General features: G+C 74.1%; 14 protein-coding genes. 2 read left to right on the forward strand and 12 right to left on the reverse strand.

Annotated elements, in window-relative coordinates; translation table 11 throughout:
- Positions 1-54 precede the first annotated feature (54 nt).
- From otsB to JOD57_RS11855, 5 genes are all read right to left on the reverse strand, one after another.
- Complete coding sequence (gene otsB / locus JOD57_RS11835) at positions 55-813, reverse strand: trehalose-phosphatase (RefSeq protein WP_204692215.1); 759 nt, start codon at positions 811-813, stop codon at positions 55-57.
- On the reverse strand, positions 810-2,225 hold the full coding sequence (locus tag JOD57_RS11840; RefSeq protein ID WP_204692216.1) for an alpha,alpha-trehalose-phosphate synthase (UDP-forming): 1,416 nt from the start codon (positions 2,223-2,225) through the stop codon (positions 810-812). The genes otsB and JOD57_RS11840 overlap by 4 nt, the downstream gene beginning before the upstream one ends.
- A 48-nt stretch (positions 2,226-2,273) precedes the next feature.
- On the reverse strand, positions 2,274-2,624 hold the full coding sequence (locus tag JOD57_RS11845; protein ID WP_204692217.1) for a fluoride efflux transporter FluC: 351 nt from the start codon (positions 2,622-2,624) through the stop codon (positions 2,274-2,276).
- A complete protein-coding gene (locus JOD57_RS11850) occupies positions 2,621-2,995 on the reverse strand; it encodes a fluoride efflux transporter FluC (RefSeq protein ID WP_204692218.1) in 375 nt (124 codons plus the stop codon). Before JOD57_RS11850 ends, JOD57_RS11845 begins: the two co-directional genes overlap by 4 nt.
- A gap of 238 nt (positions 2,996-3,233) precedes the next feature.
- Positions 3,234-4,268, reverse strand: coding sequence for a TerC family protein (locus tag JOD57_RS11855; RefSeq protein ID WP_204692219.1), 1,035 nt, complete (start codon positions 4,266-4,268; stop codon positions 3,234-3,236).
- Positions 4,269-4,439: 171 nt separating this feature from the next.
- Here JOD57_RS11855 and JOD57_RS11860 point away from each other — a divergent pair, with 171 nt between their 5' ends.
- On the forward strand, positions 4,440-4,727 hold the full coding sequence (locus JOD57_RS11860; protein WP_204692220.1) for a helix-turn-helix transcriptional regulator: 288 nt from the start codon (positions 4,440-4,442) through the stop codon (positions 4,725-4,727).
- Positions 4,728-4,740: 13 nt separating this feature from the next.
- Here JOD57_RS11860 and ngg read toward each other — a convergent pair whose 3' ends face one another.
- Positions 4,741-6,501 carry an N-acetylglutaminylglutamine synthetase gene (ngg, locus tag JOD57_RS11865; protein WP_307824629.1) on the reverse strand — a complete coding sequence of 587 codons (1,761 nt, stop codon included), beginning with the start codon at positions 6,499-6,501 and terminating at the stop codon, positions 4,741-4,743.
- A gap of 10 nt (positions 6,502-6,511) precedes the next feature.
- Positions 6,512-8,293 (reverse strand): N-acetylglutaminylglutamine amidotransferase, encoded by a 1,782-nt coding sequence (locus JOD57_RS11870; protein WP_204692221.1) that lies wholly within the window; start codon positions 8,291-8,293, stop codon positions 6,512-6,514.
- 170 nt (positions 8,294-8,463) lie between these two features.
- On the opposite strand from JOD57_RS11870, the gene JOD57_RS11875 reads away from it, so the two are divergent.
- Positions 8,464-9,135 carry a peptidyl-tRNA hydrolase gene (locus JOD57_RS11875; protein ID WP_204692222.1) on the forward strand — a complete coding sequence of 224 codons (672 nt, stop codon included), beginning with the start codon at positions 8,464-8,466 and terminating at the stop codon, positions 9,133-9,135.
- Here the strand turns inward: JOD57_RS11875 and JOD57_RS11880 are convergent.
- The 5 genes from JOD57_RS11880 to JOD57_RS11900 all read right to left on the reverse strand — a co-directional run bounded on the left by JOD57_RS11880 (position 9,095) and on the right by JOD57_RS11900 (position 14,322).
- Entirely contained in the window at positions 9,095-10,438 is a 1,344-nt protein-coding gene (locus JOD57_RS11880) for a 13E12 repeat family protein (protein ID WP_239568404.1), read from the reverse strand. The two genes, JOD57_RS11875 and JOD57_RS11880, sit on opposite strands and share 41 nt — an antisense overlap.
- A 173-nt stretch (positions 10,439-10,611) precedes the next feature.
- Positions 10,612-11,370 (reverse strand): iron ABC transporter ATP-binding protein, encoded by a 759-nt coding sequence (locus JOD57_RS11885; RefSeq protein ID WP_204692223.1) that lies wholly within the window; start codon positions 11,368-11,370, stop codon positions 10,612-10,614.
- Positions 11,367-12,347: an iron chelate uptake ABC transporter family permease subunit gene (locus JOD57_RS11890; RefSeq protein ID WP_204692224.1), complete on the reverse strand. Its 981-nt coding sequence runs from the start codon at positions 12,345-12,347 to the stop codon at positions 11,367-11,369. The genes JOD57_RS11885 and JOD57_RS11890 overlap by 4 nt, the downstream gene beginning before the upstream one ends.
- Positions 12,347-13,381, reverse strand: coding sequence for an ABC transporter permease (locus tag JOD57_RS11895; protein WP_204692225.1), 1,035 nt, complete (start codon positions 13,379-13,381; stop codon positions 12,347-12,349). The genes JOD57_RS11890 and JOD57_RS11895 overlap by 1 nt, the downstream gene beginning before the upstream one ends.
- Positions 13,378-14,322 (reverse strand): siderophore ABC transporter substrate-binding protein, encoded by a 945-nt coding sequence (locus JOD57_RS11900; protein WP_204692226.1) that lies wholly within the window; start codon positions 14,320-14,322, stop codon positions 13,378-13,380. Before JOD57_RS11900 ends, JOD57_RS11895 begins: the two co-directional genes overlap by 4 nt.
- Positions 14,323-14,382: the final 60 nt, after the last annotated feature.

The raw sequence follows: 14,382 nt of genomic DNA on the forward strand, positions 1-14,382 counted from the left end.
GACCCCCCGGCCGGCCGGCGGTCGCTCTCTCCGGGGAGGCGACGCGCCGGGGGGTCAGGCCAGCAGGTCGCCGAGCAGCCGGAGGACGGCGAGCACGGCCTCGGGGTCGGTCACGCGGTGCCCGGCCGCCGTCTCGCCCTCACCGACCTTGATCCCGACGTCGGCCGGACCGAGCGTGCCGAACACGTCCTCGTCGGTGAGGTCGTCGCCGAGGTAGAGCACCGCGACCGCGCCGAGCTCCTCGCGCAGCCGGCGCACCGCGCTGCCCTTGTCGGCGTCGGTGACGGCGACCTCGAGCACCGCCTTGCCCGGTTTCATCGTCAGTGACGGATCCACCGCCGCCCGTGCGTCCGCCAGCAGCGCGGCGGCCGCCACGGGATCGCCGACCTGCCGCACGTGGACGGCCACGCTGGCCGGCTTGACCTCCAGCCGGGCACCGGGGACGGCGGCCACCAGCGGGGCGAGGGTCCCGGCCAGCACGTCACGGCGGCCGGCCAGCTCGCCGGCCAGCGGCCCGCCGTACTCGGCGCCGTGGCTGCCCACCCAGCGGTAGGGGCCGTCGAAGCGGCTCACCCGGCGCAGGTCGTCGACACCGCGTCCGCTGACCAGCGCCACGGTGACGCCCTCGGCCGCGGCCACCCGCGCGAGCGCCTCGGCCACGCCGGGGGAGGCGACGGCGCTGGAGGGCTCGTCGGTCAGCGGCGCCAGCACGCCGTCGTAGTCGGAGGCGACCAGCAGCGGACGGCGGGCGGCCAGGCCAGTCAGCGCGGCGACGAGACCGTCGGGGACGGCGCTGCCCGCGAGCCCGGTCACGCCTGCGCGCGCAGGGCGTCGAAGAACGACGTCGCCCAGTGGTCCAGGTCGTGCCTGACCAGGTGCCGGCGCATCGCGCGCATCCGGCGGGCGCCCTCCTTGGGCTCCATCCGGAGCGCGCGCAGCAGCTGGTTCTTCACGCCGGCGATGTCGTGCGGGTTGACCAGGAACGCCTGCTTGAGCTCGGCCGCGGCGCCGGCGAACTCCGAGAGGACCAGCGCGCCGCCGAGGTCGCCGCGGGCGGCGACGTACTCCTTGGCCACCAGGTTCATGCCGTCCTTGTAGGGCGTCACGAGCATGACGTCGGCGGCCCGGTAGAGAGCGGCGAGCTCCTCGCGCGGCATCGACTGGTTGAAGTACTGCACGGCCGGGGCGCCGATGGACCCGTACACCCCGTTGATGTGCCCGACCTGCTGCTCGATGGTCTCGCGCATGTGCACGTAGTGCTCGACCCGCTCGCGGCTGGGCGTGGCCACCTGCACCAGGACCGTCTGCGGCGCCTCGATCGCGCCGTCCTCGAGCAGCTCCTCGAACGCCCGCAGCCGGACGCCGATCCCCTTGGTGTAGTCGAGCCGGTCGACCCCCAGGACGATCTTCTCCGGGTTGCCGAGCTCGGCGCGGATCTCCTCGGCCCGCTTGCCCACCTCCGGGGAGGAGGCCAGCTCGTCGAAGGCGGCGACGTCGATGGAGATCGGGAACGCCCGGGCGGTCACCGTGCGGCCGTCGTAGCCGATGGTGGCCCCGCGGGTGGGCAGCTCGTGCAGCCGGCGGGCCAGCTGGACGAAGTTGACCGCCGCGCTGGGCCGCTGGAAACCGACCAGGTCGGCGCCGAGCAGCCCCTCCACGACCGCCGAGCGCCACGGCAGCTGGGTGAACAGCTCATAGGGCGGGAACGGGATGTGCAGGAAGAAGCCGATGGTCAGGTCGGGGCGCCGCTGGCGCAGCAGCGCCGGCACCAGCTGCAGCTGGTAGTCGTGCACCCAGACGATCGCGCCCTCGGCGGCGACCTCGGCGGCCCGGTCGGCGAAGCGCTTGTTGACCTGCACGTAGGTGTCCCACCAGGTGCGGTGGTACTCGGGCTTCTCGACCACGTCGTGGTACAGCGGCCACAGCGAGGCGTTGGACATGCCCTCGTAGTAGCGGTCGACCTCGTCCTCGGAGAGCGGGACGGGGACCAGCGAGATGCCGCCGGACTCGAAGGGCTCGGGCGCCTCGCCGGCCGAGCCGGACCAGCCCACCCACGCGCCGCCGCGGCCGGCGACGAAGGGCTCCAGCGCGGTCACCAGACCGCCGGGGCTGCGCTGCCAGCGCGTCGTCCCGTCGGGGTCGGTCACCTGGTCGACCGGCAGCCGGTTGGCCACGACGACGACCGGACTGTCCGCCCGCCCGTCTCCCGCGTCTGTCCCGGCCACCGGTCCCGACCCTACTGACGACGCGTCCGCGTGGCACCTGCAGGGCGCTCAGCGGGCGAGTGCGCACCCGGCTGCGGCGGCCGCCAGGCCGAGGACGAGGCTGGCGGTCACGTACGCCAGGGCCCGCCCGACGGCCCGCTCCTCGACCAGCCGCACGACGTCGGCGCCGAACGCGGAGAAGGTCGTCAGCGTCCCGCAGAACCCGGTGCCGACCAGCGCGAGCACCCAGGACGGCGCGCTGCCCAGCCCGAGCAGGACCCCGAGGACGGCCGAGCCCGCGACGTTGACCGCGAGCGTGCCGAGCGCGGGATCGTGGTGCGACCGCGCCGCCAGCCGGGTGACCAGCAGCCGCAGGGGCGCGCCGGCCATCGCACCGACGGCCACCAGCAGCGCCGTCACCGGGCCCGGCCCCGCACCGCACGCACACCGGCCACCACGGCCAGCACTCCGCCGAGCACCGAGGCGAGCACGTACCCGGCGGCCAGCACGACGGCACCGCGGTCGGCCAGCAGCACCGCCTCCACCGCGAACGCCGAGTACGTCGTGTACCCGCCGAGCACGCCGACGGCGAGGAACGGCCGCGCCCAGGCCGGCTCGGGACGGCGGGCGGCGAGCACGCCCGTGAGGACGCCGATCAGCAGGCAGCCGCCGAGGTTGACCAGCAGCGTCGCCCAGGGCCAGCCGCCGGGGGAGCGGGGGAGCGCCTCGGCCACGCCCCAGCGCGCCAGCGCGCCCAGCGCGCCACCGAGCGCGGCCAGCAGGTAGGCCATCGTCCCCCCGTCCGGCGATCATGGGCTGCCGGTGGCGACACTCCCGGCGTCCCCGCGCGCGCCGCCACCGCAGGTCCATGATCGCCGTGGGGCGGGAGGCGGTCCGCGGAGGGTCGGCACGAGCCCGAACCCGTGGTCGGGGACCGGGCGTCGGCCACGCGGGCAGGGACGTCGCCGGCCGGGCCAGCCGGCCCGGCGGTCGGCTCGGGTACGGGAGCGAGGACGGCAGTGAGGGGGCTCAGCCCACCTCACCCGCCCGCTCCCGGCTGCGCCGGCGCCAGACGGGCTCGAGCGCCGCGGTCTCCTCGTCGGAGGCCACCCGGAACGGGGGAGCGGCGGGGGCCTCGAGCGCCCGGCGTCCCTGCCCCCGGGTGGCGCGCAGGCTCGCCGCGATCGAGACACCGAGGATCGTGACGATCACCGCGAGGGAGAGCGTCGTCGGCACGTACAGGACGTCGACCTTGAGCAGCATCTTGACGCCCACCCACATCAGCACCAGCGCCAGCCCCACCTTGAGGTACACGAAGCGGTGGACGAGGTCGGCGAGCAGGAAGTACATCGCCCGCAGGCCCAGGATGGCGAACGCGTTGGCGGTGAAGACCAGGAACGGCTCGTCGGTGACGGCGAAGATGGCCGGGATCGAGTCGACGGCGAAGACGACGTCGGTCACCTCGACGAGCACCAGCACGGCGAGCAGGGGGGTGGCCAGCAGGACGCCGCCGCGGCGGACGACGAAGCGCTGCCCGTGGTAGGCGTCGGTCATCGGCACGAGGCGGCGGAACAGCCGCAGGGTGCGCGACCGCGACGGGTCGACGTGCTCGTCGCGCCGGCGGAGCATCCGGTACCCGGTGACCAGCAGGAACGCCGCGAAGAGGTAGAGCACCCAGCCGAAGCTCGCGATGAGGGCCGAGCCGCCGGCGATGAACGCCCCCCGCAGCACCAGCGCCCCGAGCACGCCGAGGAAGAGCACCCGGTGCTGGTACTCCCGCGGCACGGCGAAGGAGGTGAGGACGATCGCCCACACGAAGACGTTGTCGACGGCGAGCGACTTCTCGATCAGGTACCCGGCGAAGTACTGCTGGCCGAGCTCGGCGCCGTGGGCCAGCCAGACCCACGCGCCGAACCCGACGCCGACGGCGACCCAGACCGCCGACCACAGGGCCGCCTCACGGACGGCGATGACGTGCGCGCGGCGGTGGGCGAAGAGGTCGACGGCGAGCATGCCGACGATGAGGCCGAGCACGGTCAGCCAGAGCAGGGAGGGGACGTCCACGGACAACCTCCAGTCGGTGTGCACCAACCGGAGGTCTCTCCCGGCCCTCGTCGGGCCCGCTCCGCCGGACCCCGCCCGTGGGGCCGTCCTGACGACGGAGCGTCGCGGGGATACTCCCCTCCTGCGGACGAGTGAAGCAGAGTTCACCCATCAGTGCCAGCGGAGGCAGCGGTGACCGACCGACGACCGTCCTGGACGTTCCTGACCAACCACGGGCACGTGCTGCTCGCGGTCGCCGAGGACCCCGACAGCCGGGTGGCCGACATCGCGGCCCGCGTCGGGATCAGCACCCGGGCGACGCTGGGCATCCTCCGCGACCTGGAGGACGACGGCTACGTGACCCGCACCCGCCGGGGCCGGGGCACGCACTACGAGGTCCAGCCGCACCGGCCGTTCCGCCACCCGCGCCACGCGCACCGCGACGTCGACGACCTGATCGCCGTGTTCGCCCCCCGGTGAGGTCCGGGTTCCTTCAGCGGCGGCGGGTCTCGGGGAAGAGCAGGTCGACGAAGCGCGCGGCGGTGGGCTGCGGCTCGTGGTTGGCCAGACCGGGGCGCTCGTTGGCCTCGACGAACACCGCGTCGGGGCCCTCGACGTCGGGGACCAGGAAGTCGATGCCGGTGACCGGGATGCCGATCGCCCGGCTGGCACGCACCGCCGCCTGCCCGATCGCCGGGTGCAGCCGCTCGGTGACGTCCTCGATCGTGCCGCCGGTGTGCAGGTTCGCCGTCCGCCGCACGCGGAGCCGCTCGCCGTCGGGCAGGACGTCGTCCATCGTGTACCCGGCCGCCCGGACGACGTCGGCGGTGACGTCGTCCAGCGGGATGCGCGACTCCCCGCCGGTGGCCCGCTCGCGCCGCCGGCTGGTGGCGCGGACCAGCTCGGTGACCGTCCGGCGGCCGTCGCCGACCACCTCGGCCGGCCGGCGCACCGCCGCCGCGACCACGTCGTGGTCGATGACCACCACGCGCAGGTCCTCGCCGGCGACGAGCTCCTCCACGAGGACGTCGGGGCAGAACAGCCGCGCGGCCGACACCGCCCGCGTCAGCTCGTCCCCGGTCCTGACGCCCACCGTGATGCCCTTGCCCTGCTCCCCGCGGGCGGGCTTGACCACCAGCTCGCCGCACTCGGCCAGCAGGTCGTGCGCCGGGCCGAGGTCGTCCTCGGGCACGGTGGCGCCCCGGGGCACGTGGACGCCGGCCGCCTCGACGATCCGGCGGGTCACCCGCTTGTCGTCGCACCGGCTCATGGCGACGGCGGTGGTGAACTCCGACAGCGACTCGCGGGTCAGCACCCGCCGGCCCCCGAGGGACAGCCGCAGCTCGCCGAACTCCGCGTCGGTGACCTCGACGCGGATGCCGCGGCGCAGCGCCTCGTCGGCGACGATCCGCGCGTAGGGGTTGAGCCGGTCCAGACCGGCCGGACGGGGGGCGAACAGCGGCGTGTTGATCGGGTTCTTGCGCTTGACGCACAGCACCGGGGCGCGCACGAAGCCGAGCTTGCGGTAGAGCGCGATCGCCCCGCTGTTGTCGTGCATGACCGAGAGGTCGACGTAGGAGCGGCCACGGCCGACGTAGCGCTCGGCCAGCACCCGCACCAGCGCCTCCCCGGTGCCCGGCGGGGCGTTCTGCCCGTCGACGGCCAGGCACCACAGGCTGGTGCCGCCCTCCGGGTCGCCGTAGGCGAGCACGTGGTCGACGCCGGTGACCGTGCCGACGATCGTGCGGGTCCGCGTGTCCTCGGCGACGAGGTAGGTGAAGCAGCGGGTCCGGTGGTTGGCCCACATCGTCCCGGGGTCGCCGGTCACCATGCCGTTGCGGGCGTAGATCTCGTTGATCGCCTGCATCTCCTCCAGCGCGGTCACCGTGCGGACGAAGACGCCGCGGATGAGCTCGGGCCGGGGCCGGTAGCGGTAGAGGTCGAGCCGGTAGGTGTAGGAGGGGTCGATGAACAGCTCGTCGGGGGCCAGGCCGACGAGCACGTGCGGGTCGCGCGCGTAGATGCAGATGTCGCGCTGGCCGGCCCCCTCCGCCCGGAGCGCGTCGAGGATGCGCCGCATCTCGGCGAAGGTCTGGCCGAAGACCAGCCGGCCCCACGCGAGGTCGAGCACGACGTCGGTGTCCATGCCCTCCAGCTGGTGCTCGGAGGGCTTCTGCCAGCTGCGCCGGGTCAGGTCGGGCGTCGGCGCCGGCAGGGGACGACGGCGCAGTCCGGCCAGCCGGGGCGGCACCACGGGGATCCCCTCAGACCCCGTGGTTCTGCAGCCACAGCTCGAGCAGGCCCAGCTGCCAGAGCTTGTTGCCGCGCAGCGGGGTGAGGTCGGCGTTGGGGTGGTCGAGCAGCCGGGACACGTACTCGGGGCGGAACAGCGCCCGGTCCCGGGCGGCGTCGCTGGACAGCGCGTCCTTCACCAGGCCGAGCACCTTGCCCTCGAGGTGGGTGATCGCGGGCACCGGGAAGTAGCCCTTGGGCCGGTCGATGACCTCCGGCGGGATGATCCGCCGGCCGATCGCCTTGAGCACGCCCTTGCCGCCGTCGGCGAGCTTGAGCTCGGGCGGGCAGGCGGCGGCCAGCTCGACCAGGTCGTGGTCGAGGAAGGGCACGCGGGCCTCCAGACCCCAGGCCATGGACATGTTGTCCACCCGCTTGACCGGGTCGTCGACGAGCATGACCTCGCTGTCGAGGCGCAGCGCGGCGTCGACGGCGGTCTGCGCGCCGGCCCGGGACATGTGCTCGCGGACGAAGTCGAGGCTGGGGTCGCCGTCGAGGGCGTACCGCTCGCCGACCAGCGCCGCCATGTCGTCGGCGCCGCGGTCGAAGAAGGCCGCGGCGTAGCGCTCGACGGCCTCCTCGCGGCCGACGTCGGCCAGCGGCGGGTACCAGTGGTAGCCGGCGAACACCTCGTCGGCGCCCTGCCCGGACTGCACCACGCGGATCGACTGGCTGACCCGCTCGGAGAGCAGGTCGAAGGCGACGACGTCGTGGCTGACCATCGGCTCGGCCATCGCGCCGATCGCGTGGCCGAGGGCCGCGGCGAGCTCGTCGGAGGACACGCGGATGCGGTGGTGGTCGGTCGCGAAGCGCTCGGCGATCACGTCGGAGTACTGGAACTCGTCGCCCTCGCGCCCGCCCGCGGCCTCGAAGCCGATCGAGTAGGTGGCCAGCCCGGTCTGCCCCTCCTGAGCCAGCAGGCCGACGATCAGGCTGGAGTCCAGGCCACCCGAGAGCAGCACGCCGACCGGGATGTCGGAGACCAGACGCCGGCGGACGGCGACCCGCAGCGCCTCCTCGATCGCGTCCTCCCAGTCGCGCGCCGACCAGCCGGAGTGCTCCGGACGCCGCTCGTAGGTGGGCTCCCAGTAGCGGCGCTCGGTGCTCGTGCCGTCGGCCTCGATGACGCGGACGGTGGCCGGCGGCAGCTTGCGGACGCCGTTCAGCAGTGTCCGCGGCGCGGGGACGACGGCGTGCCAGGTCAGGTAGTGGTGCAGGGCGACCGGGTCGATGGAGGTGTCGACGTCGCCGGCGCGCAGCAGGGCCGGCAGCGACGAGGCGAACCGCAGCCGGCCCGGCGTCTCGGCCAGGTACAGCGGCTTGATTCCCAGCCGGTCGCGGGCCATGACCACGCGGCCGCTGTCGCGCTCGTGGATGACGACGACGAACATGCCGTGCAGGTGGTCGACGAAGTCGACGCCCCAGTGGTGGTAGCCCTTGAGCAGGACCTCGGTGTCGCTGGTGGAGAAGAAGCGGTAGCCGTGGCTCTCGAGCTCGGCGCGCAGCTCCTTGTAGTCGTAGATGCAGCCGTTGAAGACCGCCGAGAGGCCCAGCTCGCTGTCGACCATCGGCTGCCCGCCGCTGGCCGAGAGGTCGATGACCGACAACCGCCGGTGGCCGAACGCCACCCGGCCGGCGCTCCAGTGGCCCTCGCCGTCCGGCCCGCGGGGGACCAGTGCGTCGACCATCCGCGCCACCGCGGTGGTGTCGGCCAGGGAGCCGTCGAACCTGATCTCGCCGGAGAGGCCGCACATGGGTTCGATCCAACCCCACCCGGCCGAGTGATGCGACGCCGCGCGGTAATCGTCACACGGACGTCACACCGCCGGTTCCACGTGGAACCGGGCCGCGGGTGGCGGGTGGTCGGCACCGGCCGCGCGCACCCCCTCGGCGCGGTGTGGGTCGCAGTCGGCAGGGTGGGGGAGTGCACGCGGACCCGGAGGGCCAGGCGCCCTGGGCGATGCAGCTGGTCGCGTGCGTCGGGAGGAGCGCTCCGCCGACCCGGACCGCCGTCTGCGAGGCCGCGGCGGTCGCGGTCGTCCGGCTGCTGGCCGACGCGCGGTCGCGGGCCGGCGGTGAGTGGCACCCGCAGGTCCGGCGGTGGACCGACGGGCGGATCCGCAAGCACTGCCGGCGGGCCCGGGGTGCGGCCTGGGAGCGGGTGGGGGAGCTGCCCGGTGTCACCGCCGAGGTGGCCGGCGCCCGGGTCCGCGCGCTCGTACCCACCGCGCTCGACGAGCTGCCGCGGGAGGTCGCGAGGCTGCAGCTGTCCGGCAGCGAACTCGAGGACCCGGACGTGCGCGAGTTGGTCGACCCGGCGCCGGGTGGTCCCGTCGTCGTGTCGATCTGCCCGGAGCCGTTCCTCCCGCTCGGCAAGGCCGCCGCGGCCGCCGGTCACGCCGCGCAGGTGACCGCGATGCGGATGCCCGCGCAGCGGCTGGCCGCCTGGTCGGCTGCTGCGTTCCCGGTGGTCGTGGAGCACCCGGCCGCCGCACGCTGGGCGCAGTTGCGGGCGGAGGCTCCCGTGGCGATCGTCGACGCGGGGTTCACCGTGGTCACGCCGGGGACCTGCACGGCGCTGGCCCGCTGGGCGTAGCTCCGCCCACGTGCACCTGCGGACACGTCGATTCCGGCCGTCTCCGGTCAGAAGGGTGGCGGGTCGTCGTCCGGCGTACCGGCGGGTCGGGCTGCGGCGGTGGCCCGGTGTCCACGGCGGGGGGTGGTCGCAGGCCCGGTGGTCTCGTGGTCCTCGTGATGCCCGAGGGTGTGGTGACGGTGAGGACGCCGTCGGCGTCCATCTGGAAGCGCCAGCCGCGGGCGTGGGTCTCGAGCCGGTGGTGGCTGCGGCACAGGCAGCACAGGTCGGCGCAGTCGGTCGCCGCCGCAGGCGTGCGGGAGGACGTGGTCGGCGTCGGCCCAGCCGACCCGCTGCCCGCAGGGGGGAAGCGGCAGGTGCGGTCGCGGGTGTGGAGGAAGGTCTGCTGCGCCGCGGAGGGCTCGTAGGTGTCGACGGGCTCGGGGCGGTCGAGGACCGGGCAGCCGCAGTCAGTGGCCGGGTGATCGGGGCAGCTGCGGCGGGCCAGCCGGCGCAGCCGGTCGAGGCCGGCGGTGGCCAGCAGGACGCCGGCCTCGTCGGTGATCCCGATCGTGGTGGTGCCGCCCTCGGCGGTGCACAGGTTCAGCGCGTCGAACTGGGCGAGCAGTTCGCGCACCTGCGCGGCGGTGATGGCCAGCCCGTTGACGTCGCCGGCCTCGGCCGAGGCGCCGGCCAGCGCGGCGAGGGTGGCGGTGATCTGCAGGTGCGCGGTCACGGCGGGGTGGCCGGTGTCCCACGGGCGCTGGATCAGGTCGGCGAGCACCGCGGTGCGCAGCTGCCCGACCGGGCGGTGGTCGCCGTCGGCCTTCAGCATCCGGGCCAGCCGGTCGAGGGTGTCGTGGCAGGCCGCGGCGGTCCCCGCGGGCAGCTCGGCGGCCAGGGTGGCCATCCCGTCCAGCGGCGAGGGGTAGCAGCGCACGTCGGCGGGCCGCTGGGCCTGCGCCCGGCGGGCGTCGACCGCGTCGGCGTCAGCCTGCAGCAGGAGGCCCAGGGCCCGCTGGCGCAGCCTGCCGGTCGTGCGGTCGGCCGCCTCGGGCAGCAGCTGCGCCTCGATGCCGCGGGCCACTCCGGCGCTGGTGTGCGCCAGGACGTCGACCAGCACCTTCGCCCGCGCCTCGTCCAGCTCCCCGGCGGCCAGCGCCGCCCAGGTCGCCGGCAGGTGCGACCGGTAGAGCCACGCGCGGTGCGCCAGATGGGCGGCGGTGCCGTGGCAACTCCGCGGCCTTCTGCTCCCGCGACAGCAGCCCGACCGGCAACCGGCGGAACGGCGCAGGCCGCTCGACCAGCCACCCGGCGAGCGCACGCGCCACCGGCGACGCGTGACCGGCGACCTCCTGCACGACCCGAACCTACGACACCTCCGGACCCCCAACCCGCCGCTGACCAAGCCTTTCGCGCACGCGGGAGGCGGACCAGGAGGTGGCGCTGGTCGTCGTCCGGTGCGTCGACCCCGTTGCAGCACCGGTCACCCGCGGGTCAGGACCAGGGCACGCCGATCCGCCGCCCGGCCAGCTCGTGCACCTCGACCTCGACGTCGAACACCTTGCGCAGCAGCTCCGGCGTCATCAGCTCCGCCGTCGGCCCCTCGGCGACGAGCCGGCCCTCCCGCATCGCCACGATCCGGTCGGAGTAGCAGGAGGCGACGTTGACGTCGTGGACGACGAGGACGACGGTGCGGCCGAGCTCGTCGGCCATGCCGCGCAGCATCCGCATCATCTGGACGGCGTGCCGCATGTCGAGGTTGTTCAGCGGCTCGTCGAGCAGCACGTGGTCGGTGCCCTGGCACATCACCATCGCCACGTAGGCGCGCTGGCGCTGCCCACCGGAGAGCTGGTCGAGGTGCCGGTCGGCCAGCGGGCCCAGCTCGAACCACTCCATCGCCTCGTCGACCAGGCGGTGGTCATCGGCGGTCAGCCGGCCGCCGGAGTGCGGGAAGCGGCCGAAGGCGACGAGCTCGCGCACGGTCAGCCGCACCGACATCGCGTTCTCCTGGCGCAGCACGGCCAGCCGCCGCGCCAGCACCCGCCCCGGCGTCGTCGCGACGTCCATCCCGTCGACGCGGACCCGGCCGGCGTCGGCCGGCAGCAGCCGGGCGGCGACCGACAGCAGCGTGGACTTGCCCGCACCGTTGGCGCCGATCAGCGAGGTGATGCCGCCGGTCGGGATCGTCAGCGAGACGTCCTCGAGCACGCGGACGTCGCCGTAGGCCTTGGAGACGGACTCGATCTCGATCACTGGCGGGGCTCTCTGACGAGGAGGGCGATGAAGACGATCCCGCCCACGAAGTTGACGACGATGCTGAGGCTGGAGTTGAAGCCGAACACCTGCTCCAGGACCAGTTGCCCGCCGGCCAGCGCGAGCAGCGCCAGCAGGGCCGCCCCGGGCAGCACCCAGGCGTGCCGGTGGGTGCCCAGCAGCTGGCGGGCCAGGTTGGCCACCAGCAGGCCGAGGAAGGTGATCGGCCCGACCAGAGCGGTGGCGACGGCGACCAGGACGGCGACGGCGAGCAGCGCCCGGTCGACCACGCGGCGGTGCTCGACGCCCAGGCCGACGGCGGTGTCCCGGCCGAGCGCGACGACGTCGAGCCGGGGGAGCAGCCGCCAGACGCCGGCGGTGACCAGGGCGACCAGGACCGCCGACAGCGCCAGCATCTGCCGGTCGACGGAGTTGAAGCTGGCGAACAGCAGGTCCTGCAGGGTGAGGAACTCGTTGGGGTCGATCAGCCGGGACACCAGCAGCGTGAGGCTGGTGAAGGTCGAGCCGAGCACGACCCCGAGCAGCACCAGGACGTACACGTCGCGCTCGGTGCGACCGAACAGCGACCGGTACAGCAGCGCCCCGAAGCCGATCAGCACCACGACCTCGACGGCGAAGCGCAGCCGCGGGTCGGTGGTGGTGACGGTGGCGGCACCGAGGGAGAAGACGCCCACGGTCTGGATCAGCACGAACAGCCGGTCGAACCCCATGATCTCCGGGGTCAGGATCCGGTTGTTCGTGACGGTCTGGAACAGCACGGTGGACACGGCGACCGCCACGGCGACGACGGCCATCGCGGCCAGCCGGCGGCCGCGCTGCTGCAGCGCGTAGTCCCAGGAGCCGGTGACGTCGACGGTGAGGAACGCGGCGACGACGGCCAGGGTGAGGACGCCGAGGACGACCAGCGTGCGCCGGCGGCGGACGGCCCGCTGCGGCGCGGTGAGGACGGCGGCCATCAGAGGGCCCGCTTCCGGGCACGCAGCAGCAGCCAGATGAACAGCACGCCGCCGACGACGCCGCCGATCATCCCGACCGGCACCTCGTACGGGTACCGGACGGTCCGGGCGAGCACGTCGCAGACCAGCACGAACGCCGCGCCGGTCAGCGCGGTCACCGGCAGCACCCGGCGCAGGTCGTCACCCATGGCCAGCGTGACCAGGTTCGGGACGACCAGGCCGAGGAAGGGGATCGAGCCGACGCTGACCACGACGATCGCGGTGACGACCGAGGCGATGGCCAGGCCGACCATGACGACGCGGGTGTAGGCGACACCGAGGTTGATCGCGAAGCTCTCGCCCATGCCGGCGACGGAGAACCGGTCGGCCCACAGGTAGGCGACCACGGTGGCGGCCAGCACCAGCCAGAGGAGCTCGTAGCGACCGGCCAGGACGCCGGAGAAGTCGCCGTTCATCCACACGTCCACGGTCTGCAGCAGGTCGAAGCGGTAGGCCAGGAAGGTCGCCGCCGCGCTCACCACGCCGCCCAGCAGGATGCCGACCAGCGGCACCACCACGACGTCGGTGAGGACCATCCGCTGCAGCAGCCAGACGAACAGCGCCGTGCCGGCCAGCGCGAACACCACGCCGATCACCATCTTGCCGAGCACCGAGGCCCCGCCGAAGGACAGCGTCGCGACGACGATGCCGAGCCCGACCCACTCCGTCGTCCCGGCGGTCTGCGGGGAGACGAACCGGTTGCGGGTCAGGTGCATCATCACCAGCCCGGCCACCGCCATCGCCGACCCGGCCAGCAGGATCGCCAGCAGCCGCGGCACCCGGCTGGTCCACAGCACCCGGGCCTGCGCCTCGTCGGGGTCGAGCAGGTCGGCCGGCGTCAGGTCGCCGACCCCGACGAACAGGGACGCGAGCGCAGCCAGCACGAGCGTGGCCAGGGCGGCGGCGACGTGCCACCGCTGCACACCGCGGCGGCGCCGCACCTGCCCCCGGGGGGCGGGTGCGACGCCGCTGCGTCGTCCGGTCGTGCGCGTCACTCGACGGCCGCAGCGACTTCCTCGACCATCTGCTCGACCGACGGCAGGCCGTTCGGCGCGATGTACCAGACGGACGAGTCGAGATGGTGGACGTCGTCGTCCTGCCAGGCCGTGGTCCCCCGGACCAGCTCGTTGTCGAGCACCTGCTGCGCGGCCGTGCCGGACTCGCCGATCGCGGCGTCGCGGTCGAGGACCAGCAGGATGTCGGGGTCCTTCTCGGCGATGTACTCGAAGGAGATGGCGTCACCGTGGTCGGCGGCGGTCAGCGCCTCGTCGGTGGGGGTCAGCCCCAGCTCGCTGTAGACCATGCCGAAGCGCGTCTCGGGGCCGTAGGCGCTGACCTCGCCGGCGTTGGTCATCACGAACAGCGCGTCCCCGGCGCCGGCCGCGGTCTCCCGCACCTCGGCGACCCGCTGGTCCAGGGCGGCCAGCCGGTCGGCGACGGCGTCCTCCTCGCCGAAGACCTCAGCGAGCGTGGTCACCCGCTCCTCGAAGGAGGCCAGGAAGTCGCCGTTGTCGACGGTCAGGTCGATGGTGGGGGCGATCTCGGCGAGCTCCGGGTACACGGCGGCCGAGCGCCCGCCGACGACGATGAGGTCGGGCTCGAGGGCGTCGACCGCCTCGTAGTCCGGCTCGAAGAGCGAGCCGACCTTGGCGTACTCGTCCCCGCCGTACTGCGCCAGCGACTCCGGGTAGGTGGCCTCCGGGACGCCGGCCACCTCGACACCGAGGCTGTCCAGGGTCGACAGGACGCCGACGTCGAACACGACGACGGTCTGCGGGTCGGCCGGGACCGCGGTCTCGCCCTGCGCGTGGGCAACGGTGACCTCGGCGGACTCCGAGGACGCCTCGGCGGTGGTGTCCCCGCCGCAGGCGCTGACGGCCAGCGCGGTGGCCACGGTGAGGGACAGGGCGGCCATCGGCCGGGAGGGCGTGCGCATCGTGCTCCAGATCAGGTAAGGCTCGGCTCACTTAGGGATGCCTAACCTGCCACACCGTCC

The sequence above is a fragment of the Geodermatophilus bullaregiensis genome, assembly GCF_016907675.1.
In the GTDB taxonomy this organism is placed as follows: Bacteria; Actinomycetota; Actinomycetes; order Mycobacteriales; family Geodermatophilaceae; genus Geodermatophilus; species Geodermatophilus bullaregiensis.